This window comes from Bradyrhizobium liaoningense, assembly GCF_018130825.1.
GTDB lineage: Bacteria > Pseudomonadota > Alphaproteobacteria > Rhizobiales > Xanthobacteraceae > Bradyrhizobium > Bradyrhizobium liaoningense_B.
Genome location: NZ_JAFCJS010000003.1, coordinates 469,561 through 494,650 on the forward strand (window position 1 = coordinate 469,561; position 25,090 = coordinate 494,650).

General features: G+C 64.6%; 25 protein-coding genes and 1 riboswitch. Of the genes, 18 read left to right on the forward strand and 7 right to left on the reverse strand.

The window, feature by feature from the left end:
* The first annotated feature begins 412 nt into the window (after window positions 1-412).
* From JQ603_RS15605 to phoB, 8 genes are all read left to right on the forward strand, one after another.
* On the forward strand, window positions 413-1,468 hold the full coding sequence (locus JQ603_RS15605) for a lysylphosphatidylglycerol synthase domain-containing protein (RefSeq protein ID WP_212340752.1): 1,056 nt from the start codon (window positions 413-415) through the stop codon (window positions 1,466-1,468).
* Between the two features lie 61 nt (window positions 1,469-1,529).
* Entirely contained in the window at window positions 1,530-2,828 is a 1,299-nt protein-coding gene (locus JQ603_RS15610; protein WP_212340755.1) for an ATP-binding protein, read from the forward strand.
* 144 nt (window positions 2,829-2,972) lie between these two features.
* The gene (gene pstS / locus JQ603_RS15615) at window positions 2,973-3,986 is read left to right on the forward strand and encodes a phosphate ABC transporter substrate-binding protein PstS (RefSeq protein ID WP_212340757.1); all 1,014 of its coding nucleotides are present in this window, start codon (window positions 2,973-2,975) and stop codon (window positions 3,984-3,986) included.
* A 158-nt stretch (window positions 3,987-4,144) separates the two neighbouring features.
* Window positions 4,145-5,134, forward strand: coding sequence for a phosphate ABC transporter permease subunit PstC (gene pstC / locus JQ603_RS15620; RefSeq protein WP_212341527.1), 990 nt, complete (start codon window positions 4,145-4,147; stop codon window positions 5,132-5,134).
* Window position 5,135: 1 nt separating this feature from the next.
* A complete protein-coding gene (gene pstA, locus JQ603_RS15625; protein ID WP_212340759.1) occupies window positions 5,136-5,981 on the forward strand; it encodes a phosphate ABC transporter permease PstA in 846 nt (281 codons plus the stop codon).
* Window positions 5,978-6,796 carry a phosphate ABC transporter ATP-binding protein PstB gene (gene pstB, locus JQ603_RS15630; protein ID WP_130363637.1) on the forward strand — a complete coding sequence of 273 codons (819 nt, stop codon included), beginning with the start codon at window positions 5,978-5,980 and terminating at the stop codon, window positions 6,794-6,796. Before pstA ends, pstB begins: the two co-directional genes overlap by 4 nt.
* Before the next feature lie 11 nt (window positions 6,797-6,807).
* Window positions 6,808-7,524 carry a phosphate signaling complex protein PhoU gene (gene phoU / locus JQ603_RS15635; RefSeq protein WP_212340761.1) on the forward strand — a complete coding sequence of 239 codons (717 nt, stop codon included), beginning with the start codon at window positions 6,808-6,810 and terminating at the stop codon, window positions 7,522-7,524.
* Between the two features lie 22 nt (window positions 7,525-7,546).
* Window positions 7,547-8,254: a phosphate regulon transcriptional regulator PhoB gene (gene phoB, locus JQ603_RS15640; RefSeq protein ID WP_074122952.1), complete on the forward strand. Its 708-nt coding sequence runs from the start codon at window positions 7,547-7,549 to the stop codon at window positions 8,252-8,254.
* 248 nt (window positions 8,255-8,502) lie between these two features.
* On the opposite strand, the gene JQ603_RS15645 is transcribed toward phoB, so the two are convergent.
* Entirely contained in the window at window positions 8,503-9,015 is a 513-nt protein-coding gene (locus JQ603_RS15645; protein WP_018644522.1) for a GcrA family cell cycle regulator, read from the reverse strand.
* A 455-nt stretch (window positions 9,016-9,470) separates the two neighbouring features.
* On the opposite strand from JQ603_RS15645, the gene JQ603_RS15650 reads away from it, so the two are divergent.
* The 3 genes from JQ603_RS15650 to JQ603_RS15660 all read left to right on the forward strand — a co-directional run bounded on the left by JQ603_RS15650 (window position 9,471) and on the right by JQ603_RS15660 (window position 12,750).
* Complete coding sequence (locus JQ603_RS15650; protein ID WP_212340764.1) at window positions 9,471-10,679, forward strand: aspartate aminotransferase family protein; 1,209 nt, start codon at window positions 9,471-9,473, stop codon at window positions 10,677-10,679.
* Window positions 10,679-11,602, forward strand: coding sequence for an ornithine carbamoyltransferase (gene argF, locus JQ603_RS15655; RefSeq protein WP_212340766.1), 924 nt, complete (start codon window positions 10,679-10,681; stop codon window positions 11,600-11,602). Before JQ603_RS15650 ends, argF begins: the two co-directional genes overlap by 1 nt.
* 140 nt (window positions 11,603-11,742) lie before the next feature.
* Window positions 11,743-12,750, forward strand: a complete 1,008-nt coding sequence (locus JQ603_RS15660) for an Hsp33 family molecular chaperone (protein ID WP_212340768.1) — start codon at window positions 11,743-11,745, stop codon at window positions 12,748-12,750.
* A 162-nt stretch (window positions 12,751-12,912) separates the two neighbouring features.
* Here JQ603_RS15660 and apaG read toward each other — a convergent pair whose 3' ends face one another.
* On the reverse strand, window positions 12,913-13,305 hold the full coding sequence (apaG, locus tag JQ603_RS15665; protein ID WP_212341528.1) for a Co2+/Mg2+ efflux protein ApaG: 393 nt from the start codon (window positions 13,303-13,305) through the stop codon (window positions 12,913-12,915).
* A gap of 207 nt (window positions 13,306-13,512) precedes the next feature.
* Here apaG and JQ603_RS15670 point away from each other — a divergent pair, with 207 nt between their 5' ends.
* From JQ603_RS15670 to JQ603_RS15680, 3 genes are read left to right on the forward strand one after another with little or no spacing between them, the layout of a single operon-like run.
* Entirely contained in the window at window positions 13,513-14,751 is a 1,239-nt protein-coding gene (locus JQ603_RS15670) for an OpgC domain-containing protein (protein WP_212340770.1), read from the forward strand.
* Window positions 14,751-15,530 (forward strand): SGNH/GDSL hydrolase family protein, encoded by a 780-nt coding sequence (locus JQ603_RS15675; RefSeq protein ID WP_212340772.1) that lies wholly within the window; start codon window positions 14,751-14,753, stop codon window positions 15,528-15,530. The genes JQ603_RS15670 and JQ603_RS15675 overlap by 1 nt, the downstream gene beginning before the upstream one ends.
* Before the next feature lie 12 nt (window positions 15,531-15,542).
* Entirely contained in the window at window positions 15,543-16,535 is a 993-nt protein-coding gene (locus tag JQ603_RS15680; protein ID WP_212340774.1) for an SGNH/GDSL hydrolase family protein, read from the forward strand.
* A 197-nt stretch (window positions 16,536-16,732) separates the two neighbouring features.
* Here JQ603_RS15680 and JQ603_RS15685 read toward each other — a convergent pair whose 3' ends face one another.
* Window positions 16,733-17,920 (reverse strand): O-succinylhomoserine sulfhydrylase, encoded by a 1,188-nt coding sequence (locus JQ603_RS15685; RefSeq protein ID WP_212340776.1) that lies wholly within the window; start codon window positions 17,918-17,920, stop codon window positions 16,733-16,735.
* A 74-nt stretch (window positions 17,921-17,994) separates the two neighbouring features.
* Window positions 17,995-18,074: riboswitch (SAM riboswitch) on the reverse strand.
* Between the two features lie 110 nt (window positions 18,075-18,184).
* Here JQ603_RS15685 and JQ603_RS15690 point away from each other — a divergent pair.
* Window positions 18,185-19,291, forward strand: coding sequence for a 2'-deoxycytidine 5'-triphosphate deaminase (locus JQ603_RS15690; protein WP_212340777.1), 1,107 nt, complete (start codon window positions 18,185-18,187; stop codon window positions 19,289-19,291).
* 797 nt (window positions 19,292-20,088) lie between these two features.
* Here the strand turns inward: JQ603_RS15690 and JQ603_RS15695 are convergent.
* Window positions 20,089-22,002 carry a sensor domain-containing diguanylate cyclase gene (locus tag JQ603_RS15695; RefSeq protein ID WP_212340779.1) on the reverse strand — a complete coding sequence of 638 codons (1,914 nt, stop codon included), beginning with the start codon at window positions 22,000-22,002 and terminating at the stop codon, window positions 20,089-20,091.
* Between the two features lie 215 nt (window positions 22,003-22,217).
* Between JQ603_RS15695 and JQ603_RS15700 the strand changes: the two genes are divergently transcribed.
* The 3 genes from JQ603_RS15700 to JQ603_RS15710 all read left to right on the forward strand — a co-directional run bounded on the left by JQ603_RS15700 (window position 22,218) and on the right by JQ603_RS15710 (window position 23,669).
* Window positions 22,218-22,460 (forward strand): PilZ domain-containing protein, encoded by a 243-nt coding sequence (locus JQ603_RS15700; protein ID WP_212340780.1) that lies wholly within the window; start codon window positions 22,218-22,220, stop codon window positions 22,458-22,460.
* A gap of 571 nt (window positions 22,461-23,031) precedes the next feature.
* Window positions 23,032-23,256: a hypothetical protein gene (locus JQ603_RS38035; protein WP_245003637.1), complete on the forward strand. Its 225-nt coding sequence runs from the start codon at window positions 23,032-23,034 to the stop codon at window positions 23,254-23,256.
* The gene (locus tag JQ603_RS15710; RefSeq protein WP_212340781.1) at window positions 23,253-23,669 is read left to right on the forward strand and encodes an XRE family transcriptional regulator; all 417 of its coding nucleotides are present in this window, start codon (window positions 23,253-23,255) and stop codon (window positions 23,667-23,669) included. The genes JQ603_RS38035 and JQ603_RS15710 overlap by 4 nt, the downstream gene beginning before the upstream one ends.
* A gap of 1 nt (window position 23,670) precedes the next feature.
* Here the strand turns inward: JQ603_RS15710 and JQ603_RS15715 are convergent, their stop codons facing one another.
* The 3 genes from JQ603_RS15715 to JQ603_RS15725 all read right to left on the reverse strand — a co-directional run bounded on the left by JQ603_RS15715 (window position 23,671) and on the right by JQ603_RS15725 (window position 24,889).
* Entirely contained in the window at window positions 23,671-23,952 is a 282-nt protein-coding gene (locus JQ603_RS15715; protein ID WP_212340782.1) for a helix-turn-helix domain-containing protein, read from the reverse strand.
* A 72-nt stretch (window positions 23,953-24,024) separates the two neighbouring features.
* A complete protein-coding gene (locus JQ603_RS15720; protein ID WP_212340783.1) occupies window positions 24,025-24,630 on the reverse strand; it encodes a Uma2 family endonuclease in 606 nt (201 codons plus the stop codon).
* Entirely contained in the window at window positions 24,590-24,889 is a 300-nt protein-coding gene (locus JQ603_RS15725; RefSeq protein ID WP_349630742.1) for a nucleotidyltransferase domain-containing protein, read from the reverse strand. Before JQ603_RS15725 ends, JQ603_RS15720 begins: the two co-directional genes overlap by 41 nt.
* Window positions 24,890-25,090: the final 201 nt, after the last annotated feature.

Consider the following 25,090-nt stretch of genomic DNA (forward strand, 5'->3'; position numbering starts at 1 on the left):
AGCAGGCGCCTCCGACACATCCGAAATCCGTGAACGGGCTCCGGAATGTCCCCCTCTTTCAACCGGCCGGCGCGGCCCATAGATTGATTTCGACTTAAGGCGTGAAGGAACATTGTGCGGCCGAAATCATCAAAACTTCATGGCGACTGCGCAGGATTGCCGCGGAGATTCGCGTCAAGCCTTGCCGCCGAAAGCGCCAAACCGTGCATCCGGAGCTCGCAACCTGCCTAAAACATTGAAGGCACGTGTTTTTGTTCGAATTGCCGAATTCCACTCCGCGCCAAAACGCGCTAGTGGAGAGGCGGGGGGCGTGCGCGATGCCGGAGCCGGCGGTGAGGGGCCGTCGAGTGCCTGTGCGTCGTTCGCCTGTTCGCCGGCCGTCCTGGCCGTTGAAGCGTTGTTCGAGGTCTAGATGCTGGAAGCCATACGCAGGGCGATGACGTTTCTGCGCCAGAAGCAAATCCTGCATAAGCTTGGAGTTGTGATCAGCGTCGCGGTGATCGGCATCGCTTGCTATGTGCTCTACCACATGCTGCGCGGCATCGATGTCAACGAGGTCCTCGAAGCGATCAAGAGCACCGAGCCGAGCCAGATTGCGATGGCCGCGCTGTTCGTCGCCGCCGGCTATTTCACCCTGACCTTCTACGACCTGTTCGCCACGCGCGCGATCGGTCACGCCCACGTGCCCTACCGCATCAACGCGCTCGCCGCCTTCACCAGCTATTCGATCGGCCACAATGTCGGCGCCAGCGTCTTCACCGGCGGTGCGGTGCGCTATCGCATCTATTCGGCCTACGGCCTCAACGCGATCGACGTCGCGAAGATCTGCTTCCTTGCCGGCCTGACCTTCTGGCTCGGCAATGCCGCCGTGCTCGGCCTCGGCATCTCCTACCATCCGGAGGCGGCGGCCTCGATCGACCAGCTTCCGCCCTGGCTGAATCGGACGCTGGCGTTGATGATCATCGTGGCGCTGGTCGCCTATGTGGTCTGGGTCTGGACCCAGCCGCGCGTGGTCGGCCGCGGGCCCTGGACCGTGGTGCTGCCGGGCGGGCCTCTGACGCTGCTCCAGATCGCGATCGGCATCATCGACCTCGGCTTCTGCGCGCTGGCGATGTACGTGCTGGTTCCGGACGAGCCCAATCTCGGCTTCGTCGTGGTCGCGGTGATCTTCGTGTCCGCCACCCTGCTCGGCTTTGCCAGCCACTCGCCCGGGGGCCTCGGCGTGTTCGACGCCGCGATGCTGGTCGGCCTCTGGCAGATGGACCGGGAGGAGCTGCTCGGCGGCATGCTCCTGTTCCGCGTGCTCTATTATCTGTCCCCCTTCGTCATATCTGTAATCTTGCTGACGTTTCGCGAAGTTATAATCGGTGCCCGATCGAAGCGCTTGCAGCAGGCGGCGCTCAAGCTCGACCCCGGCCCGGCGCCTGAAGCCGCCTATGTGAGAGAGCGCCGCGACGGCGGCGTCTGACCGGCGCCAGGCCCTTAAAGACAAGGCCGTTAGGACACGTCCTCCAGGAGAAGCCCGCCCGATGGCGATCGACGCCCCTTCTTCTCCCGCTGCCCAGCCCTGGTCCGACCGGCTGCGGCACTCCACCATCATCCTGATCGCCGCGGCGCTGGCGCTGTCGGTGGTGGTCTCGCTCGGGGAATTGTCGGTGCTGCACGCCATTGCCGTGTTCCTCTGCATTGCCGCCGCAGCGCTGATCCCGTGGCGCCTGCACGATCCCGCCGCCTCGCGCGACGATGTCAGGCGCATCAATCCGGTCGAGGGCGCCGCGGTGGCCGCGGTGGTCGCCGGCATGCCGGATCCGGCTGTGCTGCTCGACCGTGCCGGCCGCGTCATCCATCTCAATGCCGCAGCCGCCCAGCTCGCGCCGGCGCTGCGCCGGAACGAGCTGGCCCAGTTCGCGCTACGCTCGCCGGAGATCATCACGGCGCTGCGCGAGTCGATCGCGACCACCGAGCCGCGGCGCGCGACCTATCTCGACCACGTCCCGGTCGATCGCTGGATGGAGCTGATCATCACGCCGGTGCCGGTGCCGACCACCTTCGGCGGTGCCGACAAATGCATGCTGATGACGTTCCACGACCAGACGCCGCTGCGCCGGGTCGAGGAGATGCGCGCCGACTTCGTCGCCAATGCCAGCCACGAGCTGCGTACGCCGCTCGCTGCGCTGTCGGGTTTCATCGACACGCTACAGGGCCAGGCCAAGGACGATCCCAAGGCGCGGGAACGCTTCCTCGGCATCATGCACAACCAGGCCACCCGCATGGCGCGCCTGATCGACGATCTGCTGTCGCTGTCGCGGGTCGAGCTGTCGGCCCATGTCCGGCCCGACACCCTGGTCGATCTCTTGCCGATCATCCGCCAGGTCGCCGACGGGCTGGAGCCGCTGGCGCGCGAGCGCCAGGTCGAGGTCGAGATCCATCTGCCGGAGCCGCCGGTGATGATCGCGGGCGACCGCGAGGAGCTGCTCCGCCTGTTCGAGAACCTGATCGAAAACGCGCTCAAATACGGCGCCTCGGGCGGACGCGTCATCGTGTCGCTGACCTCGAGCGCCGCCGCTGACGGAACTCAGGAAATCCGGGTCATGGTCCGCGATTTTGGCCCCGGCATCGCGCCCGAGCACCTGCCGCGGCTGACCGAGCGGTTCTACCGGGTCGACGTCGGCGACAGCCGCTCGCAGGGCGGCACCGGGCTTGGATTATCGCTGGTGAAACATATTCTTAACCGTCATCGCGGCCGGCTTTTGATCGAAAGCGTGCCCCGGCAGGGGGCGACCTTCACCGCCTGTTTTCCCCAGGCGAAGACCCCGACACAGGCCTGAAATCCAAGCGATTCCAGTCGCTTGGCGGTGTCATCCGACTGTCACGAAACCTTCGTAAAAGCACAGCCGACCGCTCCTAAAGGGGCGGCGCGGGGAGCGCGATCGGGCGCGGATGGCGCTTCGCTCCCCTGTATGGAGACCAGCATGAATTTCATCAAAACGATCGTCGCTGCCGGCTTGGTCGCCGCAACGACGACGGCGGCCTTTGCTGCCGATATCACGGGTGCCGGTGCGACCTTCCCGTTCCCGATCTATTCCAAATGGGCTGACGCCTACAAGAAGGAGACCGGCAACGGTCTGAACTACCAGTCGATCGGCTCGGGCGGCGGCATCAAGCAGATCCAGGCCAAGACCGTGACCTTCGGCGCCAGCGATGCGCCGCTCAAGGCCGAGCAGCTCGAGAAGGACGGCCTCGTCCAGTGGCCGATGGTGATGGGCGCCATCGTTCCCGTCGTCAACATCGAGGGTGTGAAGCCCGGCGAGATGGTGTTCGACGGCGAGACGCTGGCCAGCATCTATCTCGGCAAGATCACCAAGTGGGACGACGCCGCGATCAAGAAGCTCAATCCGAACGTGAAGCTGCCCTCGGAGGCGATCACGGTGGTCCGCCGCTCGGACGGTTCGGGCACCACCTTCAACTTCACCAACTATCTCGCCAAGGCCAGCGCGGACTGGAAGAGCAAGGTCGGCGAGGGCACCGCCGTCGAGTGGCCGGTCGGCGTCGGCGCCAAGGGCAACGAAGGCGTGTCGGGCAACATCAGCCAGACCAAGAACTCGATCGGCTATGTCGAGTACGCCTACGCCAAGCAGAACAAGTTGACCTACACCGGTCTCGTCAACAAGGCCGGCAAGCCGGTGCAGCCGACCGTCGAAGCCTTCCAGGCGGCTGCCTCCAATGCCGACTGGGCCAAGGCTCCCGGCTACTACGTCATCCTGACCGACCAGCCCGGCGACAAGTCCTGGCCGATCACCGCCGCGACCTTCATCCTCATGCACAAGGACGCCACCGACAAGGCGGCCTCGCAGGAAGCCATCAAGTTCTTCCGCTGGGCCTTCAAGAACGGCGGCAAGGCGGCTGAGGAGCTCGACTACATCCCGATGCCCGAAGGCGTCGTGACCCTGATCGAGAAGACCTGGGCTGCCGAGATCAAGAGCTAAGCAAGCTGTCGTGTCCCGGACGCGCTGCAGCGTGAAACGCTGCGGCGCAGAGCCGGGACCCACAAGAACGGCGCCCCGGATCAGCGTCGCACCTCATCCGGGGCACGGGGCCAAAAACAAGCGTATATAAACTGGTACAGGGGATCGGCGTGGCAGAGATGGCCGTTCAGAGCGATATCGTCGACGACGCCGGACCGTATGATCGCGCCAAGGCCTTGAGCGCGTTTAAGCTCGGCGACGTCACCTTCTACTGGATCACACGGCTGTCCGCGATTTCGGTGCTGCTGATCCTCGGCGGCATCATCATCTCGCTGATCGTCGGCGCCTTCCCGGCGATGAAGGAATACGGCATCTCCTTCCTGTGGACGCAGCGCTGGGCGCCGTCGGCCGATCCGCCCGTACTGGGTGCGCTCGGGCCGATGTACGGCACGCTGGTCACCTCCTTCATCGCGATGCTGATCGCCATCCCGGTTGGTCTCGGCATTGCGATCTTCCTCACCGAGCTGTGCCCGCAATGGCTGCGCCGCCCGATCGGCATGGCGGTCGAGCTGCTCGCCGGCATTCCCTCGATCATCTACGGCATGTGGGGCTTCTTCGTGCTCGGCCCGTTCCTGGCCAACACCTTCCAGCCCTTCATGATCAAGATCTTCGACGGCGTTCCCGTCCTGGGCGCGATCTTCGCAGGTCCGCCGTCCTATCTCAGCCTGTTCAATGCGGCGCTGATCCTCGCCATCATGGTGCTGCCCTTCATCACCTCGATCTCGGTCGACGTGTTCAAGACCGTGCCGCCGGTGCTGAAAGAGGCCGCCTACGGCGTCGGCTGCACCACCTGGGAGGTCGTCCGCAGCGTGGTGATCCCCTACACCCGCGTCGGCATCATCGGCGGCGTCATGCTGGCGCTGGGCCGCGCGCTCGGCGAGACCATGGCGGTGACCTTCATCATCGGCAACTCGTTCCGGATCTCCTCCTCGATCTTCGCCCCGGGCACCACGATCTCCGCGGCGATCGCATCCGAGTTCGCCGAGAGCGACGGCCTGCACCAGTCCGGCCTGATCCTGCTCGGTCTGCTGCTGTTCGTGCTGACGTTCTTCGTGCTCGCAGCCGCGCGGCTGATGCTGCTGCGTCTCGAAAAGAAGGCGGGGAAGTGACATGAACCCGATCTACGCACGCCGCCGCCGCAAGGACATTGTGATCCGCGGGCTCTGCATTGCCGCCGCCGCCTTCGGCGTCACCTGGCTCGCGCTGATCCTGATCACGCTGCTCTATAACGGCCTGTCCGGCCTGAACCTCGAGATCTTCGTCGCCGACACGCCGCCTCCGGGCTCGACCGAAGGCGGCCTGCGCAACGCGATCGTCGGCTCGATCATCATGACCGTGCTCGGCGTCGGCATCGGCGCGCCGCTCGGCCTGTTCGCCGGCACCTATCTCGCCGAGTACGGCCGCAACGACCGCCTGACCTCGGTGATCCGCTTCATCAACGACATCCTGCTCTCGGCGCCCTCGATCATCATCGGCCTGTTCATCTACGGCGCGGTGGTGGTGCCGATGCGCGGCTTCTCGGCCATTGCGGGCGCACTCGCGCTCGCCGTGATCGTGATCCCCGTGGTGCTGCGCACGACCGAGGACATGCTGCTCCTGGTGCCGAACGCGCTGCGCGAGGCGGCCTCCGCGCTCGGCCTGCCGCGCTCGCTGGTGATCAAGCGCATCGCCTATCGTGCGGCCCGATCGGGTCTCATCACCGGCGTGCTGCTCGCCACCGCCCGCGTCGCCGGCGAGACCGCGCCGCTGCTCTTCACCGCGCTGTCGAACCAGTTCTTCAGCCTCGGCCTGAACAAGACGATGGCGAACCTGCCGGTCACCATCAACAACTTCGTGCAGAGCCCCTACGCCTATTGGAAGCAGCTCGCCTGGAGCGGTGCGCTGCTGATCACGATCACCGTGCTTGCCCTGAACATTGGCGCGCGCATCCTCGGCGCCGAGAGGACTGCAAAATGACCGACCTTTCCGTATCCGTGAGTTCCAACGCCCATCTGGCCTCGCAGCCGCTTCCGGAAGCGCCCGCCAAGGTGACGGTGCGCAACCTCAACTTCTATTACGGCGAGCACCACGCGCTGAAGAACATCAACCTGACGCTCGGCACCAACCGCGTCACCGCGTTCATCGGGCCGTCGGGCTGCGGCAAGTCGACCCTGCTGCGCATCTTCAACCGGATGTACGACCTCTATCCGGGCCAGCGCGTCACCGGTCAGCTGATGCTCGACCAGACCAACATCCTCGACCCCAAGCTGGACCTGAACCTGCTGCGCGCCCGCGTCGGCATGGTGTTCCAGAAGCCGACGCCGTTCCCGATGACGATCTATGAGAACATCGCCTTCGGCATCCGCCTCTATGAGAAGATCTCGAAGTCCGAGATGGACGACCGTGTCGAGAAGGCGCTGCGCGGCGGCGCGCTGTGGAACGAGGTCAAGGACAAGCTCAACGCCTCGGGCCTGTCGCTCTCGGGTGGCCAGCAGCAGCGCCTCTGCATCGCGCGCACCGTCGCGGTGCGTCCTGAGGTGATCTTGTTCGACGAGCCCTGCTCGGCGCTCGACCCGATCTCGACCGCCAAGGTCGAGGAGCTGATCCAGGAACTGTCCGAGAACTACACGATCGCGATCGTCACCCACAACATGCAGCAGGCGGCGCGCGTCTCGGACAAGACCGCCTTCATGTATCTCGGCGAGCTGATCGAGTTCGACGACACCAGCAAGATCTTCACGTCGCCGAGCGATCGGCGCACGCAGGATTACATCACCGGCCGGTTCGGCTGAGGAGACGGGACATGGGTACTGAACATACCGCAAAGGCCTTCGACACCGACCTCCAGGAGCTCACCCGCCTGGTCGCCGAGATGGGCGGCATCGCCGAGCGCATGATCGTCGATTCCGTCGGCGCGCTGATCCGCCGCGACGTCGCGCTCGGCCAGCGCGTCGTCACCACCGACGCCGATCTCGACGCGCTCCAGAAGCGCATCGAGGAGCGCGCCGTGCTCACCATCGCCCGCCGCCAGCCGATGGCGGTGGATCTGCGCGAGATCGTCGGCGCCATGCGCGTTGCGACCGATCTCGAGCGCATCGGCGACCTCGCCAAGAACATGGGCAAGCGCGTCGCCGCTCTGGAGACCGATTTCCATCCGCTGAAGCTGTTCCGCGGCCTGGAACACATGACCGACCTCGTGCAGCAGCAGGTCAAGTCGGTGCTGGACGCCTATGCCGCGCACGATCTGCCGGCGGCGATGGCGGTGTGGAAGGGCGATGAGGAAGTCGACGCCATCTGCACCTCGCTGTTCCGCGAGCTCCTCACCTACATGATGGAGGATCCGCGCAACATCTCGTTCTGCATCCATTTGATGTTCTGCGCCAAGAACATCGAGCGGATCGGCGACCACGCCACCAACATCGCCGAGACCGTGTTCTACATGATCGAGGGCCAGGCCATCACCGACAAGCGGCCGAAGGGCGACATGACGACCTTCGCCACGACGGTCCCGAATACCTGAAGACTCAAGGAGCGACGAGCCGATGGGCGCACGCATTATGGTGGTTGAGGACGAGGAAGCTCTCACCGAGCTTCTCCGCTACAACCTCGAAGGCGACGGCTATGACGTCGAGACGGTGATGCGCGGCGACGACGCCGACACCCGCCTCAAGGAGCATATCCCCGATCTGATCGTGCTCGACTGGATGCTGCCGGGCCTCTCGGGCATCGAGCTGTGTCGGCGGCTGCGCACCCGTCCCGAGACCAAGCAGCTTCCGATCATCATGCTCACCGCGCGCGGCGAGGAGAGCGAGCGGGTGCGCGGGCTTGCCACCGGCGCCGACGATTACATCGTCAAGCCGTTCTCGGTGCCGGAGCTGCTGGCGCGGGTGAAGGGCCTCCTGCGGCGCGCCAGCCCCGAGCGGCTCGCCACCGTGCTCGCCTATGGCGACATCGAGCTCGACCGCGAGAAGCGCCGCGTGGCGCGCTCGGGCCGGCCGATCGATCTCGGTCCGACCGAATATCGCCTCTTGGAGTTCTTCCTGGAGCATCCCGGCCGCGTGTTCTCGCGCGAGCAGCTGCTCGACAGCGTCTGGGGCCGCGACATCTACATCGACGAGCGCACTGTCGACGTTCATATCGGCCGCCTGCGCAAGCTGCTCAATCTCGGCCGCGAGCAGGACCCGATCCGCACCGTCCGCGGCGCCGGCTATGCGCTCGACGACCGCTTCGCGAAGGCCGAGCAGACGTAAGGTTTGCGAGCTATTGCCGCAACATTGGTGTCGTCCCGGCCTAGTGCGCAATTGCGCACGGGGGCCGGGACACATAACCCCAGGGCGTAATTTGTTGTGCAAAGAGGGTAACTCCGGGTCTTTGTAACCACATCTGCCGGTGGTTATGGGTCCCGGCCCCCGTGCGCAATTGCGCACTAGGCCGGGACGACAGCGGAGTGTGTTGAGCCGTCGCCATGCGACGGCTGCTTCTTGATCTCAGAACAAACTTAGCGCGTGCCCGGCTTCGCCGGCGCGCGACGGCGGTCCGCCGCGGGCTGATAGGCCACGCGCGAGTGCTGGGCGCAGTAGGGCAGGCCGGAGAGCGCCTTGCCGCCGCAGAAGAAGAAATCCGGGCTCGAGGGATCGCCGACCGGCCAGTGGCAGGTTGCCTCGTTCAATTCGAGCAGCGACAGCCGCTGGCTCATCGGCACCACGTTGTCGTAGGTGACAGGCTCCGCCTCGACCTCGACCTCGAAGGCCTGCGCCAGCGCGGTGTTGCCGCGCGCAATGGGGCGGCTGACCCTCATCATGTGCTGAGCGGGACGCGCCTTGCGCGGCCGGGGAGCTGCCGATGAGGGGCTCTTGGCGCGGCCGGACAGGCCGAGCCTGTGCACCTTGCCGATCACGGCATTACGGGTCACGTTGCCGAGCTCGGCTGCGATCTGGCTGGCCGACAATCCGGCCTCCCAGAGCTTTTTCAGCTGCTCGACGCGATCGTCGGACCAGGTCAAAACCGTCATTGCACCCTCTTCCCTCGCCGTGCGGCTGCCGTCCTGGCGCCTTGCGGCGAATGCCTAAGCCTCGAAAAACCCGTGCCGCCAGAATCCCTTAAGGCTCGCCGGGCGTAACCAGAACGCCCGAACGTTTACGCCGGTACATGAGGACTTAGAGGATCAGAACTGCTGCACGAGATGTCGTATCTGACAAGCCAAACGCTACAATATGGCGTGACTCACGCGCAAGAGTCAGCCGACTCGCTTCCACATGTTCCGTGGCAAAAACCCTGCAAATCCGGCACCGCAAGACTACGGATTCAGCGTTTCGCGAGGCTTTCGGGCGGCATTGACACCCGTTCTCCCCGGCATAAGATAGTGTCACGTGCCGCCCTTAAAAGGCGGCACGTTTCGTTTTCCGGGCCGGTTGATGGTGCGCTGCGTGAGCGCGTTCAGGCCGTCCGCAACATCAAGTGATCGTCATGACGAACAGCGCCGCGCCGCATTTGCTCCCCGTCTTCGCCAGGGCCGACCTCGGTTTCGAGCGCGGCGAAGGCTGCTGGCTGATCGCGACCAATGGCGAGCGCTATCTCGATTTCACCTCCGGCGTCGCGGTGAACGCGCTCGGCCACGCCCATCCCGCGCTGGTCAAGGCGTTGCAGGAGCAGGCGACAAAACTCTGGCACATGTCGAACCTGTTCCAGAGCCCGGACGGCGAGAAGCTCGCCGCACGTCTGTGCAATGAGAGCTTCGCGGACCTCGTGTTCTTCTGCAATTCCGGCGCCGAAGCGCTGGAAGGCGTGATCAAGCTGGTCCGCCATCATCACTTCTCCAAGGGCCATCCGGAGCGCTACCGCATCATCACCTTCGAGGGTGCCTTCCATGGCCGCACGCTGGCGACGCTGGCTGCGACGGGATCGGCAAAATATCTCGAAGGGTTCGGTCCGCCGATGGATGGCTTCGACCAGGTGCCGCACGGTGACATCGAAGCCGTGAAGAAGGCGATCGGTCCGCAGACCGCCGGCATCCTGGTCGAGCCGATCCAGGGTGAGGGCGGTGTGCGCTCGTCGACGCCGGCCTTCCTCAAGGCACTGCGCCAGCTCTGCGACGAGAAGGGCCTGCTGCTCGCCTTCGACGAGGTGCAGACCGGCATGGGCCGCACCGGCGATCTCTTCGCCCATCGGCGCACCGGCGTCACACCCGACGTGATGTCGCTGGCCAAGGCGCTCGGCGGTGGCTTCCCGATCGGCGCGATCCTGGCGACCGCGGAGGCGGCGTCCGGCATGGGACCCGGCTCGCACGGCTCGACTTTCGGCGGCAATCCGCTGGCGATCTCGGCTGCGAATGCCGTGCTCGACGTCATGCTCAAGCCCGGCTTCTTCGACCACGTGCAGAAGATGTCGCTGCTGCTCAAGCAGAAGCTCGCCTCCGTGATCGACCGTCATCCCGACGTCGTCAGCGAGGTGCGTGGCGAGGGCCTCTTGATCGGCATCAAGGCCGTCGTGCCCTCGGGCGATCTCGTTGCGGCCTTGCGAAATGAGAAGCTGCTCACCGTTGGCGCCGGCGACAATGTCGTGCGTTTCCTGCCCCCTTTGATCGTCACCGAAGCCGAGATCGAGGACAGCGTCGCGCGGTTAGAGCGCGCCTGCGCTGCGATCTCGTCCAGTCAGACCAAGCGGGCGGCAAGCTGATGAGCAAGTCCCCGAAGCACTTCCTGGATATCAACGAGCTGCCGTTGTCGGAGCTCAAGAGCATGCTCGACGCTTCGTCCGCCATGAAGGCGAAGCAGAAGGCGCATCAGCCGGTGAAGCCGCTCGAAGGCAAGACGCTGGCGATGATCTTCGAGCGTCCCTCGACGCGCACCCGCGTCTCGTTCGACGTCGCCATGCGCCAGCTCGGCGGCGAGCCCATCATGCTCACCGGCGCCGAGATGCAGCTCGGCCGCGGCGAGACCATCGCCGACACCGCGCGCGTGCTGTCGCGCTATGTCGACGCCATCATGATCCGCATCCTCAACCATGATGCGCTGCTGGAGCTCGCGGCGAACGCGACCGTGCCGGTCATCAACGGCCTGACGCGGCGCTCGCATCCCTGCCAGGTGATGGCGGACCTCCTGACCTATCAGGAGCATCGCGGCCCGATCGAGGGCCGGACGGTGGCCTGGACCGGCGACGACAACAACGTGCTGGCGTCCTGGGCGCATGCCGCCGAGCGCTTCAAATTCCAGCTCAATGTCGCAACTCCGCCGGAGCTTGCGCCGAAAAAGGTGATGCGCGACTGGATCAAGGCGACCGGTGCGCCGATCGTGCTCGGCACCGATCCCGAGGCCGCCGTGAAGGGCGCCGACTGCGTCGTCACCGACACCTGGGTGTCGATGGGCGACAAGGAAGGCGAGCACCGTCACAACGTGCTCAAGCCCTACCAGGTCAATTCGAAGCTGATGTCGCTGGCCAAGCCCGACGCGCTGTTCATGCACTGCCTGCCGGCCCATCGCGGCGAGGAAGTCACCGACGAGGTGATCGACGGCCCGCAATCGGTCGTGTTCGACGAGGCCGAAAACCGCCTGCACGCGCAGAAGGGCATTCTGGCCTGGTGCTTTGACGCGGTGAAGTAGCGCGGCGGAATCAGGTAAAATCGGGTCGTCGTCCTGGCTTTCGCCAGGACGACACCGAGTTTGTTGTTGTGCCTGCATGCGATCCATTCGCCGGAACTCACCCCTTCCATTCCCCGCCCACCGACCCCAGATAAAGCGCCATGGTTTTTCAATCCCCTGACATGAAAACCGGGCCTGAAGGCCCGGTTCGCGCGCCATCCGCCGTTCCGGTCGACGACGCCGTGCTGCCCTACGAGGTCGACGCACTCGACGTGCGCGGCCGCCTGGTGCGGCTTGGCCCTGCGCTCGACGACATCCTGACCAAGCACGATTATCCCGCGCCCGTCGGCAAGCTGCTCGGCGAGGCCATCGTGCTGGCGACGCTGCTCGGCTCGGCGTTGAAGTTCGAGGGTCGCTTCATCCTTCAGGCCCAGACCGATGGACCGGTCTCGTTCCTGGTCGTCGACTACAAGGCGCCGGACCATCTGCGCGCCTATGCCCGCTATGACGCCTCGCGCCTGGGCACGGCGAAGGATTCCGGTACGCTGCTCGGCCGCGGCCATCTCGCCATGACCATCGACCAGGGCCCCGACATGAGCCGCTACCAGGGCCTGGTCGCGCTCGAGGGCGGCAGCCTGGAAGATGCCGCTCACGAATATTTCCTGCGCTCCGAGCAGATCCCGACCAAGGTGCGCCTTGCGGTCGGCGAGGAGTGGCGCTCGAGCGACGGCGGCAAGCATCGCTGGCGTGCCGGCGGCATGCTGATGCAGTTCCTGCCGAAGGCGCCGGAGCGCGCGCGGCAGGCGGACCTGCATCCCGGCGATGCGCCCGATGGCGTCGAAGCGCACAGCGTTGCCGAGGATGATGCCTGGGTCGAGGCGCGCTCGCTGATCGAGACCGTCGAGGACGTCGAGCTGATCGATCCCGAGCTCTCCGGCGAGCGGCTGCTCTACCGCCTGTTCCACGAGCGCGGCGTGCGCGTGTTCAAGCCGCTGTCGCTGAAGGCGCAATGCTCCTGCTCGCGCGACGCGGTCGCCTCCATGCTGAAGAGTTTTTCGCCGGACGATCGCGCCGCCATGGTCAAGGACGATAAGGTCGAGGTCACCTGCGAGTTCTGCAGCTCGGTGTATCAGTTCACGCCGCACGAGGCGGGCGTCGAGGACGCGTAGGCGTCGCATGCAACGACGAGTTCGGGGAAGCTGTTTGCCAAGCCTCGGATATCGTAGGGTGGGCAAAGCGAAGCGTGCCCACGATCTCATGCCGTGATCGAAAATGGTGGGCACGGCGCTTTGCGCCTTTGCCCACCCTACGGCACCTGCGCTCGGGTGGCGCTAGTTCAACACCCGCTTATTATCCGGGCTGTCCAGCGAGAACGTCGGCACGTCGATCTCGAAGCGCTCGCCGGTTTCGCTGACCATCTGGTAGCGGCCGGTCATGAAGCCGGAGGCGGTCGTGAGCGGCACGCCGGAGGTGTATTCGAAGCGCTCGCCGGGGGCGAGCGTCGGCTGCTCGCCGACCACGCCTTCGCCCCTGACCTCCTGCTGGCGGCCGGTGGCGTCGGTGATGATCCAGTGTCGCGTCTTGAGCTGCACGGTCTCGTCGCCGGAATTGGTGATGACGATGGTGTACGACCAGAAATAGCGGGAGCGGTCGGCCGACGATTGCTCCGGAACAAAGTTCGGCTCGACGGTCACTTCGATCTGGCGGGTCACGGCGCGGTACATGGCTGCCATCATACCGAAATCCGGCGCCGGAACCAAACCCCGGAGGCGGTTTTGGCGACATCGTGCCGCCAGAATTGGCGAGGAAGTACACCCCCAAGGGGAGACACCCCGAAGACACCCCTATGTGATCCGGCCGCTTTGCGAGATGACGTCCGGACCGGTAAACTCCTTTAACGTCGCGATTTGGGTGAGGGTTCTTAGGCCCCGATGACCATTGCCGACCAAGTGACGGGATCGACCATCGCGGGAACCGCCAAGCCTGCGGAGCCGCGTGCGGCCGCCATCTCACTGCCCGCCATCGGCGAGCGCGAGCTCCGGCTCGACCTGTTCCGCGGGCTGGCGCTGTGGCTGATCTTCATCGACCATCTGCCGGCGAGCCTGCTGACCTGGTTCACGATCCGCAATTACGGCTTCAGCGACGCCACCGAGATCTTCATCTTCATCTCCGGCTACACCGCCGCCTTCGTCTACGGCCGCGCGATGCTGGAGAGCGGCGTCGTCATCGCCACCGCGCGCATCATGCGGCGGGTCTGGCAGATCTACGTCGCCCACGTCTTCCTGTTCACGATCTTCCTCGCCGAGATCTCCTATGTGGCGACCAGATTCGAGAACCCGCTCTACACCGAAGAGATGGGGATCATGGACTTCCTCAAGCAGCCCGACGTCACCATCGTGCAGGCGCTGCTGCTGCGCTTCCGTCCCGTCAACATGGACGTGCTGCCGCTGTATATCGTGTTGATGCTGGCGCTGCCCGTGATCCTGTGGTCGATGAAATGGAAGCCCGACGTCACGCTCGGCCTTTCCGTCGTACTCTACGCGGTGACCTGGGAATACGACCTCTACTTCTCCGCCTATCCGAACGGCTTCTGGGCCTTCAATCCGCTGGCCTGGCAATTGCTTTTCGTCTTCGGTGCATGGTGTGCGCTCGGAGGTGCGCGGCGCATGTCGCGTATTTTAGCGTCCCCGGTAACGATGTGGATCGCGATCGCCTATATCGTGGCGGCGTTCTACGTGACGCTGACCTGGTATCTGCCGCAGCTGTCCCATCTGATGCCGAAGCGGCTCGAGCAGTGGATGTATCCGATCGACAAGACCGATCTCGACGTTCTGCGCTTCACCCATTTCCTGGCGCTGGCCGCGCTCACCGTGCGCTTCCTGCCGCGGGACTGGCCGGGCCTGAAGTCGCCGTGGCTGCGGCCGCTGATCCTGTGCGGCCAGCATTCCCTCGAGATATTCTGCCTCGGCGTCTTCCTCGCCTTCGCCGGCCATTTCATCCTGGCCGAGGTCTCCGGCGGCGCCGCCATGCATGCGCTGATTAGTCTCTCCGGAATCCTGGTCATGTGGGGCGTTGCATGGGTGATTTCGTGGTACAAGCGCGTGGCTGACAAAAGCGGTGCGAAAACCAAAAACGCCGTCGGCAACGCCGATCTGGCGGGAGGGGGCTGATGAAGGCGAGGGTTCTCCTGAGCCTGATCCTGCTATGCGGTGGCCTCGCCGCGCCCCAGGCGCGCGCGGGCGATGCTGCGCCTGCCGCTCCGGCCGTGCCCGCGGCCTGCGAATTGCCGTCCTATCTGCTCACCAGTGAAAGCCAGCTTCCCAAGGTCGCCGATGCCGTCAAGGCGGGCAAGCCGCTCGAAATCCTGGTCATCGGCAGCCGCTCAACCGCGATTCCGGCCTCGGAGGATGCGTCCTATCCGGCGCGCATGCAGGCCATCCTGAAGGACAAGCTGCCGCCGTCGGAGGCCGTGCACGTCTCCGTAGAAATACAGAGCAAGAAAACGGCAGAGGAGGCGGCCGCCACCTTCGTTAAGCTGATGGAAGCAAAAAGGCCTACTTTGGTCATCTGGCAGACCGGGACCGTGGATGCTATCCGAGCCATCGATCCCGACGATTTTCGCGGCGCTGTAACCGAAGGGGTTGCCGCGCTGCAAAATGCAGGGGCTGACGTCGTGTTGATGAACTTGCAGTACAGCCCGCGCACGGAGACCATGATCTCGGTGCCGCCCTATCTCGACAATATGCGGGTGGTGGCGCAGGAGCACGACATCCCGCTGTTCGACCGTTTCGCGATCATGCGGCAGTGGAATGATCAGGGTCAGTTCGACCTGTTCAGCCCGTCCCGCGGGCCAGAGCTGGCGAAACAGGTCCATGATTGCCTTGGCCGGGCGTTGGCACAGTTCGTGTTTGACGCAGCCCATCTGGGGCCGGCCCAGCAGCAAAATTGAGGTCTAGCGTTAATGAGTTCTTTTTGCCCTTTTTTCCCGGCGGCACGGCTGGCTGTATCAGCAGCGGCAGCGCTGCTGTTGCTGACGCCGATGTCGCAGTCGCGCGCGCAGGTGCAAGCCGCGCCGGCGACGCAAGCGCCGGCGCAAACCGCTAATCCCGCTCCCGCATCGCCCGCCCAGACCACGGTCGCCGTGACGTCCCCCGAGCAGCGCGGCATCACCGCGCGCGCCATCGACAAGGTGAAGCAGGTCGCGAAGTCCGCCGGCGACATCTTCAGTCGCGTGCCCTGCCTGCCGCCGAAGGGCGGCTCGAAGACGATGGGCTCGCTGCCGCATGTCGCCGCCAAGCTCGTCGCCGGCAAGCCCGTCGTGATCGTCGCGTTCGGCTCGTCGTCGACCGCCGGCTATGGTGCGAGCTCCCCCGATTTCAACTATCCGAACCGTCTCGCCGCGCAGCTGCGCCGGCACTATCCGAGCGCCGACATCACCGTCATCAACGCAGGCGTCGGCGGCGAGGACGCGCCCGAGATGATGAAGCGTCTTCAGACGCAGGTGATCGACGTGCATCCGGACATGGTGATCTGGCAGGTCGGCACCAACGCCGTGCTGCGCAATCTCGATCCCGGCGACACCGCCAAGCTGGTCGAGGAGGGCATCTCCCACATCCAGGCCGCCGGCGGCGCCGACATCGTGCTGGTCGATCCGCAATATTCGCCGGCCGTCAACCAGCGCAAGGAGAGCGCCGGCAAGATGGTCAAGCTGCTCGGCAAGGTCGCCGAGCTGCGTCACGTCGGCATCTTCCCGCGCTTCGAGGTGATGCGCGACTGGCACGAGAACCAGTCGATCCCGGTCGAGAGCTTCGTCATCGCCGACGGCCTGCACATGAACGACTGGGGCTATGCCTGCTTCGCCCAGCTCCTCGGTGACGACATCATCCGCTCCGTCGGCCAGATCAAGTTAGGGGTGAACGTGCCGACGGATGTGAGGACGTATCGGCCGATGTAGCTCTGCTTTACCCTCCCCTGGAGGGAGAGGGTCGATCGCGCGCAGCGCGAGCGGGGTGGGGTGATCTCTCCATTCGGGCCGTGCCGTAGGGTGGGCAAAGGCGCGCTCTTCGCGCGCCGTGCCCACCATCTATCGGCATTGAGATCGTGATTGGTGGGCACGCTTCGCTTTGCCCACCCTACGAGACCTCGATCGCCTCACGCCTTCTCCAGCGCCGCCGTCAGATCCTCGATCAGATCATCCGCATGCTCCAGCCCCGCGGAGAAGCGGATGAATCCCTCGCTGATGCCGAGCGCGGCGCGGTCTTCCGGCTTGAGGCGCTGATGCGTCGTGGTGGCCGGATGCGTGACGAGGCTCTTGGCGTCGCCGAGATTGTTCGAGATCTTCGCAAGCTTCAGTTCGTTGAGCACGCGGAACGCCGCCGCCTTGCCGCCCTTCACCTCGAAGCCGACCAGCGTCGAGCCGCCGCGCATCTGCTTCTTCACGAGAGCCGCCTGCGGGTGATCGGCGCGGCCGGGATAGACCAGCCGCGAGATCTTCGGATGGCTCGCCAGCACCTCGGCGATACGCGCGGCGGTGTCGGTCTGCGCGCGCACGCGCACGCCCAGCGTCTCCAGGCCCTTGAGCAGGACCCAGGCGTTGAACGGCGAGATCGACGGGCCGGTCTGGCGCATGAAATTATGCAGATGCTCGGCGATGAAGGCTTCCGAGGACAGGATGATGCCGCCGAGGCACCGGCCCTGGCCGTCGATGTGCTTGGTCGCGGAGTAGACGACGACGTCGGCCCCGAGCGCGAGCGGGCTCTGCCAGATCGGCGTCGCGAACACGTTGTCGACCACGAGCCGCGCGCCACCCTTGTGCGCGATCTCGGCGATCCCGGGAATGTCGAGCACATCTAACGTCGGGTTGGTCGGGCTCTCCAGGAAGAACGTCTTGGTGTTCGGCCTCAGCGCGCGCTGCCACTGGTCGAGATCGAGCCCGTCGACCAGCGTGGTCTCGATGCCGTAGCGCGGGAGCAGGTCCTGAATGACGTAGAGGCACGAGCCGAACAGCGCGCGGGAGGCGACCACGTGATCGCCGGCTTTCAGCGGCGCCAGGATCGCGGTCGTCACCGCGGCCATGCCGGTTGCCGCCGAGCGGGCGGCTTCGGCGCCTTCGAGCTCGATCATGCGGCGCTCGAACATCGCAATGGTCGGGTTCGAATAGCGCGAATAGATGAAGCCGGGGTCCTCGCCCTTGAACCGCGCCTCGCACTCCTCGGCGCTGGCGTAGACATAGCCCTGCGTCAGGAACAGCGCCTCCGACGTCTCGCCATATTGCGAGCGCAGGGTGCCGGAATGGACCAGGCGGGTTTCGGGGCGGTAGGTGGCAGGCGACTTCGACATAGGACCCTCCGACATGACCGTTTCGTCGAAAACGGTCACAAAAAAACCGGCCTGGACAAAACCACGGGCCGGGATCACAGAGGTCCCCGGCCTGTTTAGCGACTTATTTAACGTGGCTGCAAGCCGGCCGGCTCAAATCACCACGGGATAAGTGATGCTCATATTCCGCAATGGCCTTTCCGTCAAGGCGTCCATCGGATAGCCGTAAAAGGCTAGTATTTCCTGCATGTCCGGATGCGTTTGACCCCTGATGAGGACCCCCGGTTGAGCTTTTCGATCGCCGCCGACGCCAGTGGTATCCTGCCCGACCGCATGATCGCGGCGATGGCGGAGGCAGGTCTCATCCTGCCCGCATACGATTTCGTCGAAAGCCAGATCCAGCCGGCGAGCCTCGACCTGCGCCTCGGCGACATCGCCTATCGTGTCCGCGCCAGCTTCCTCCCCGGCCCCGGCGCCACCGTCGCCGAGCGCATCGACGAATTGAAGCTGCACGAGTTCAGCCTCGCCGACGGCGCGGTGCTGGAGACCAACTGCGTCTACATCGTGCCGCTGCTCGAGAGCCTCGCGCTGCCGCCGGAAATCGTCGCGGCTGCGAACCCGAAAAGCTCGACCGGCCGCCTCGACGTCTTCACCCGCGTCATCGCCGACGGCACCCGCCGCTTCGACATGATCGGCGCCGGCTATCACGGCCCGCTCTATGCCGAGATCAGCCCGAAGACGTTTCCGGTGCTGGTGCGCGAGGGCTCGCGCCTGTCGCAGGTGCGCTTCCGCACTGGGGACGCCATCCTCAACGCCGACGAGCTCGATGGCTTGCATGCCGCCGAGCGTCTCGTCGACATCGACGATGCCGATCTCTCGGGCGGCGTTGCCGTCTCCGTCGATCTCTCGGGCGAGAAAGCCAATGGCTTCGTCGGTTATCGCGCCAAGCGCCACACCGGCGTCGTCGACGTCGATCGCCGCGCCGGCTACGCGGTGGAAGATTTCTGGGAGCCGATCGCGGCCCGTCCCGACGGCAGCCTGATCCTCGATCCCGGCGAGTTCTACATTCTCGCCTCCAAGGAAGCCGTGCAGGTGCCGCCTGATTACGCCGCGGAGATGGTGCCGTTCGATCCGCTGGTCGGCGAATTCCGCGTGCACTATGCCGGCTTCTTCGATCCCGGCTTCGGCTATGCCGGCGCCGGCGGGCAGGGCGCGCGCGCCGTGCTGGAGGTGCGCTCGCGCGAAGTGCCGTTCATCCTCGAGCACGGCCAGATTGTCGGCCGTCTCGTCTATGAAAAGATGCTGGCGCGCCCCGACGCGATGTACGGCCAGCGCATCGGTTCCAACTACCAGGCGCAGGGCCTCAAACTATCGAAGCATTTTCGGGTGTAGCCCGATCCTGTAGTTGTGAGTCCGGGCATAGTTTGCCCGCAAAGACTGCATGTTCGCCCGCAAATCCGTTCGCAGGCGTCCGCAATTCCGGGCATAGTCGCTCCGCACTGAGAAATTAGATCGAAATTGCAATAGGTCTGGCGCTCCGAGCGTCGCGGCCCCGTTCGTCGTTTGCTCGGTCTCGATAACGAGAGAGAAGCGCTCGGGGATTCCGACCGGAGAGGTGACGTCGAGCATGGCGCCGGTCGCAGAGATGTTCCGGACGGCGCACGTGATCGCGCCGCCGCCGAGGTGATCGTCCCGGCTTTCAAAGTGCGGCCCTTGGGAGCCACTCCTATGCTCATTGGCCAAAGATAGTCGCCTCCTGCTCGATCGTCCAAGCGTAGATGACGCGCACCGTTTGGAATCCTTCGCGCCAGCTTTCGCGTACGTCGGGCGCCCGACATCGGGGTCTTGGCCATCGGACTCCTCCGCCGAAAGCAATCGCAGCGCGGAGAATGAGTTCCTGGTCTGGAGAGCCGAAGGTGTCCCCGGGATTGATCTGGATCAACGGGCCCGCTGATCTTGTCGCACTGTAGGTTCATGAATAAAACTGTCCAACCAGCTTCGGACAAGGAAACGCCATGGCCCGAGCAGTCGCGTCGGGAAGAGGCGCTTCGCGTCGTCGGGGAGTACGCGGACGACTTGCGGCAGGTCATCGAGAAGCTTCGCCGGCGCCTCCATTGACGCTCGCAATCGGCCGGTCCAGTCGTCCCCTACAAGCTTCAAGTAGGCCATAGGGATAGCGTTTTACGGTCTCAGGCGCTCCTGGCGCCTGGCCAAGCGACCACCTGCCCGGACATGACGAGGCGGTCGCGACCACCGTCCTTGGCGGCATAGAGCGCGCGATCGGCCGCCGCCACCAGGGATGGGCAATCCAGGGCGCCTTGCGAGGGCAGGTTGGTCGCGCCGCCCAGGCTCACCGTGACGATCTTGGACGGCAGGTTCAGCGCGTGCAGCATGCCGAGGTCGCGGACCGCTCGCCGCACGTTCTCGCCGAGGAGCTCGCAGCCCTCCGCGTCCGTGTTGGGCAGCAGCAGGGCGAACTCTTCGCCGCCGTAGCGCGCGGCGAGGTCGGCCGGCCGGCGGACCTGCGCAGCCAGGATCCGCGCCAGCGCGCGCAGGCAAGCGTCGCCGGCCTGATGGCCGTATTGATCGTTGAACTTCTTGAAGTGATCGACGTCCACAAGCAGCAGCGAGACTGGGCTGCCGTCGCGCTTGGCCCGAGCCCACTCCTCGGCAAGGCGTTCGTCGAAATGGCGGCGGTTGGCGATGCCGGTCAGGCCGTCCGACGTCGCGAGCGCGGCGAGCTTGTCCTGCAGGTCCTTCTGCTCGGTCATGTCGCGCGAGATCGCCACCACGCCGTCGATCTCATGGGTGTCCGAGGACCGCGTGACCCGCAACGCCGTCTCGACCCATAGCTCCTTTTTGTCGCGGTGATGCACCCGGTAGATGATGCGTGCCTCCTCGGCCTCTCCGGCCTTCAGTGCCGCGACGACTTGCTCAACGCGCGGCCGGTCCGCCGGATTGACGCCGTCGAGGGCCGAGGTCCCCAGCAACCTCGCGGGATCCCAGCCCAGGATCCGCGCGCACGACGGGGACGCGTAGAGAATTCGCTCGTCGAGCCCGACCCGCATTACGACGTCGCTGCATTGTTCGGCGATCAGGCGAAAATCGGCCTCTTTGGCGACGAGGGTGGCCGCCATGCGCTGGCCCTTCGCGAGATAACGAACGAGGAAAAAGCCGATCAGCGCCATCGACAAGGTGAGCCCGGTGACGATGCCGAAGCGCGTGATCGCTTGATGGCGCCACGGGGCCAGAACATCGCTCTGCGCCTTGCTTGCCAGCACGAGGATCGGATAGCGGCCGCTCTTACGGTAGAAGCTCAGCCGCTCCAGCCCGTCCAACGGCGATTTGAAGTAGTAGGCGCCGGCATCCGGTCGTTGGTCCATGGTCCGGAAGAGCGGCGAGCCAGACATGTCGCGTCCGATGTAGGCGCCGTTCTCATCGGGAGTTCTGGCCAGCATGGTGCCGTCGGCATTTAGCAGCGAGACTGAGCCGTTCGGTCCGATGTCGAAGCGGCGGTAAAACTGCGTGAAGTAGGCGACGTCGACGCTCGTCAACACGACGCCGGCGAAGCTGCCGTCGGGGTGATTGAAGCGGCGGGAGGCGGTGATGATCCATTGTCCGCCGGATCGGCTCTTCACCGGCCTGCCTATCAACGTGCCGCGGTCGGCCGAGGTGCGATGGCGCTGGAAGTAGTCGCGATCGCTGTTGTTGAGGCGAGCGAAATCGACGTCTTCGGTCGTCCCGAGCCAACGGCCGGTTTCGTCGTAGACGAAGATGCCGCGGATGCGCTCCCTGTTGTATTTCCGGGATTGCAAGAACCTTTGGATCTTCTCGACCGCTGCCGGACTGGTTCCGCCGACTTCCATCCGATCGACCATTCCGGCAAGGATGGTGTCCGCGAGCTCGAACGTGTCTTCGGCGTGCTGCGTCAGCGACTGGGCGAGATTGGCCATGTCGACTTCGGCATTGCGCACTTCGACCTGGCGGGTCTCCCATTCGCGCCATCCGCTCAACGTCAGGATGGCGACGCATGCCAACGCCACGAATCCCGCCGCCCACACGGGGAAGCGGGCGTTCTCGACCGCGCGGCGGCTGTTCGGCATCGGACGTGGCTCCTTTTCGCGCGAAGGTCCCACGCCGGCCTTAACGTCGGGTTTGCAGCGGCGATAAGATGCTGGCATCGGGTAAGCGTCGACCCATTGCACTGCCGCGAATTTTTATGATCGCAGTGATCGTCCATTAACCACGAAAGACGCAGTCTTCCGGAGACCGTCGTCTGTTGGCAACCCGGGCGGCGATTTGAGCGTTGGGAGGCGCCATGCAGGAGCATCGAGCTACACAGCGACGACGGATGCTGAAGGCCGGCAAGATCTCGTTCGGCGGCGGGGCGATCGACTGCACGGTCCGCAATTTCTCGGATGCGGGCGCCGCGCTCGACGTCGTTTCTCCGGTCGGAATACCCGAACATTTTACGCTGGTAGTTGAAGCTGACCACAGCAGACTGCTCTGCCGCATAGTGTGGCGAAAGGAAAAGCGGATCGGCGTGCGCTTTGAGCAGTGAAGCTCCCCATTCGCCGAGCAGGCGGCTACGCAATCCTCCCCTGCCCGTAGTCGTCCGGTAGCAAATCTTTGCCGCTCCTTAATCATGCGACGTTAGCCTGGGGGAGGCCGGTCCCAGGACGGCCTCTGCAATGACGGGCCCGGGTAGGCTCGCCTCCAGCCCGGGCCCGTTTCCTGTTCAGTGGGTTGCCATGGAGAACGTTGAGCGATCTCTCGAATCCATTCTACGGAATCTTCGCGTTCGGAATGGCGATGACCGTAGCGAGGACGGCCGCGAACCGGACATCACTCGGGTTCGCAGTCCTCCTCGCGTGCGCGAGCCGGCCAGGCAGCCGGAGCCACCGCGACGCTGACGTCGAGGGTCGCGGTATCGAAGCGATATACGAGTATCTGCTGTATGGAGCCGAAGCGCCGCATGGCTTAGAAAATACAAAATCCCGCGCGAAGTTTTGAAGTGAACATTGGTCCACCGCGGCAGTTGGCGCTAAGGTCCGACATAGATATCCTGGTGAAGGACCCGCGTCGGTCATAATTCGTGTTGGCCGGTCACGGTCGTTCAAGGAGAAGCAGCCGTGGCGCCGAAGACAGAAACTCTTCCAAGAACGATGCCCTCGCCCGAGACAGGCGAGACGCTGACCCGTGGCGTGCGGCCGTTTGAGGTCACGTACAAGGGGCGAAGGATCGCCGTGGATCTGCCCGGGTACTACCCGAAAGGTGATGGCGACGGCGTGCATGTTGGAAACGACATGAGCGCCGTCGACAGCGCGATACGGGCGCTTCAGGAGCATTTAGAATGAGCGTCGAACCATCGAACGAGGATCTGGCGGTCCACCGCAGCAGCGGCGACTTCCTGGCCGACCAGGGCATCGCCGATCCCGACGAGTTCAGGGTCAAAAGTCACCTGTGCCACGAGATCGCGACGATCGCCGAGCCGCGCGGCCTGGCTGCGGCAGCCCTGGCTGACCTTGCCGGCGAGCCCGTAGACGACGTCGAGCGGATGCTGCGATCCAGGCACGATGCCTACGAGGTCTGGAGGCTCATCAAGGTGCTGACCGCGCTGGGGGCCGACGTCGGCATCACGGTTTTCCCAGACAGCGGCCACGATCGTGGCGTCGTGCTGTCGGAGACGGTCAGGAAAACCAAGGAGCAGATCTTGCGCGAGCTCGCGGAGATGGACGAGATCGACTATCAGCCCGAGCCCCGTCTCTAGATCAGATGGAAAGCCGGCTCAGGAGCTCTTTCAGGCGGTCGACGGTGTAGGGCTTGGTGTGGCCGCGCAGGAGCTTGGTAAGCTCCCTTGGCGGCAGCCCCATAGTCCGGGCGGCCTTGGCATGGGCCAGGCCGCGTTTCTCGATCGCCTCATCGATTTCGATGACGATGTTCGATTTCGCGAGCTCGGTCTCCGGATCTGGAAAGCCAAGGTCGGCAAAAACGTTGCCAGGGCCGATCGTGCCGAGGGCGGTTTTTCTCAGTCCATCATGTCGAGCGGTCATCTCACACTCTTGAGCGGGCTCGGCCCGGAATCCAGCCAATTTGGCAACAGGCTGTTGCCAAATCTGGAACTTCTATTCTGCCACGATCCCTGAATAGACGCTCTCCAGCGTAATGGAAAAGCCGACTTCGGCGAGATCTATAACAGCCTCGGCGTCGGTCAGGATTGATCGAACATAACCTCCTTCGGTCCTGATATCGTGCTGGACCGCCATGCGTTCAGCATCGACAAGGACAATGTGCCGAATTGTCGGCAGGTTCCAATAGTACGAGTGTTTGAAGTGTTCATCGCGCAGCTTCGATCCGCTCGACATGACCTCGATCACCAAGATCGGGTCATTGATGTAGGTTTGGTCTAAGACCGGGCCGCGGCGGACCAGAATGTCGGGGCGAAGTTCGGTCGCCCTGGATTCCTCGTCGCGACGAACCGCCATCCGGACGTAGGTGAGGCATCCGATGCGATCCATGGCCGGCTTGAGCGCGCCCACGATGTTCATCACGATGTGTTCGTGGTTCTGGTGGCGTCCTCGATCGGAGCCCGGCATCTCGAACGTTTCATCTTCGTCGTGCTCGAACAGCGCGCGCCGGGCGGCATATTCCTCGTCAGTCTCGTCGGGATCTCGCTGGGCCCTGGCGGCCTTAGCTGAATGGGACGCTTTGTTGAGCAGGGCGCGGATCATGGCCGGCCTCGACGACGACCCCGTCGCGCTTGATGGCGCGGATCAGTGCCGGGTTGGTGTGGTGCTCCGGGTTCTCCCATTCGTCCAGCGAGACAGGCACCGTTTGGATATCCAAGCTCGTCTCGACGACCGCGTCATAGGCGAGTTCGGCTAGACGATCCCGGTCCGCGCGGCGGTCGGGTAGGTCACGCAAGACGACGGCGACATCGATGTCACTGTCCGATCGGGCTTCGCCCCTCGAGTGGCTACCGAACAGCACAAGCTGGACAGCCTATCGCCGTAGCGGCGCGGGCGGCACCTCCAAATAGATCCAAGGCCCGGCGAGCCACAGGCGTCAGGGCTTCGGTTTCATGTCCGGAATGGTGCGTTGAGGCGGCCATAACCCACATATAGCGCTCCCGGCCTCCGTCAGAAACTCGGATTGGGTCTGATTCCCGCGAGACGTCAGGCGCCGATCGGC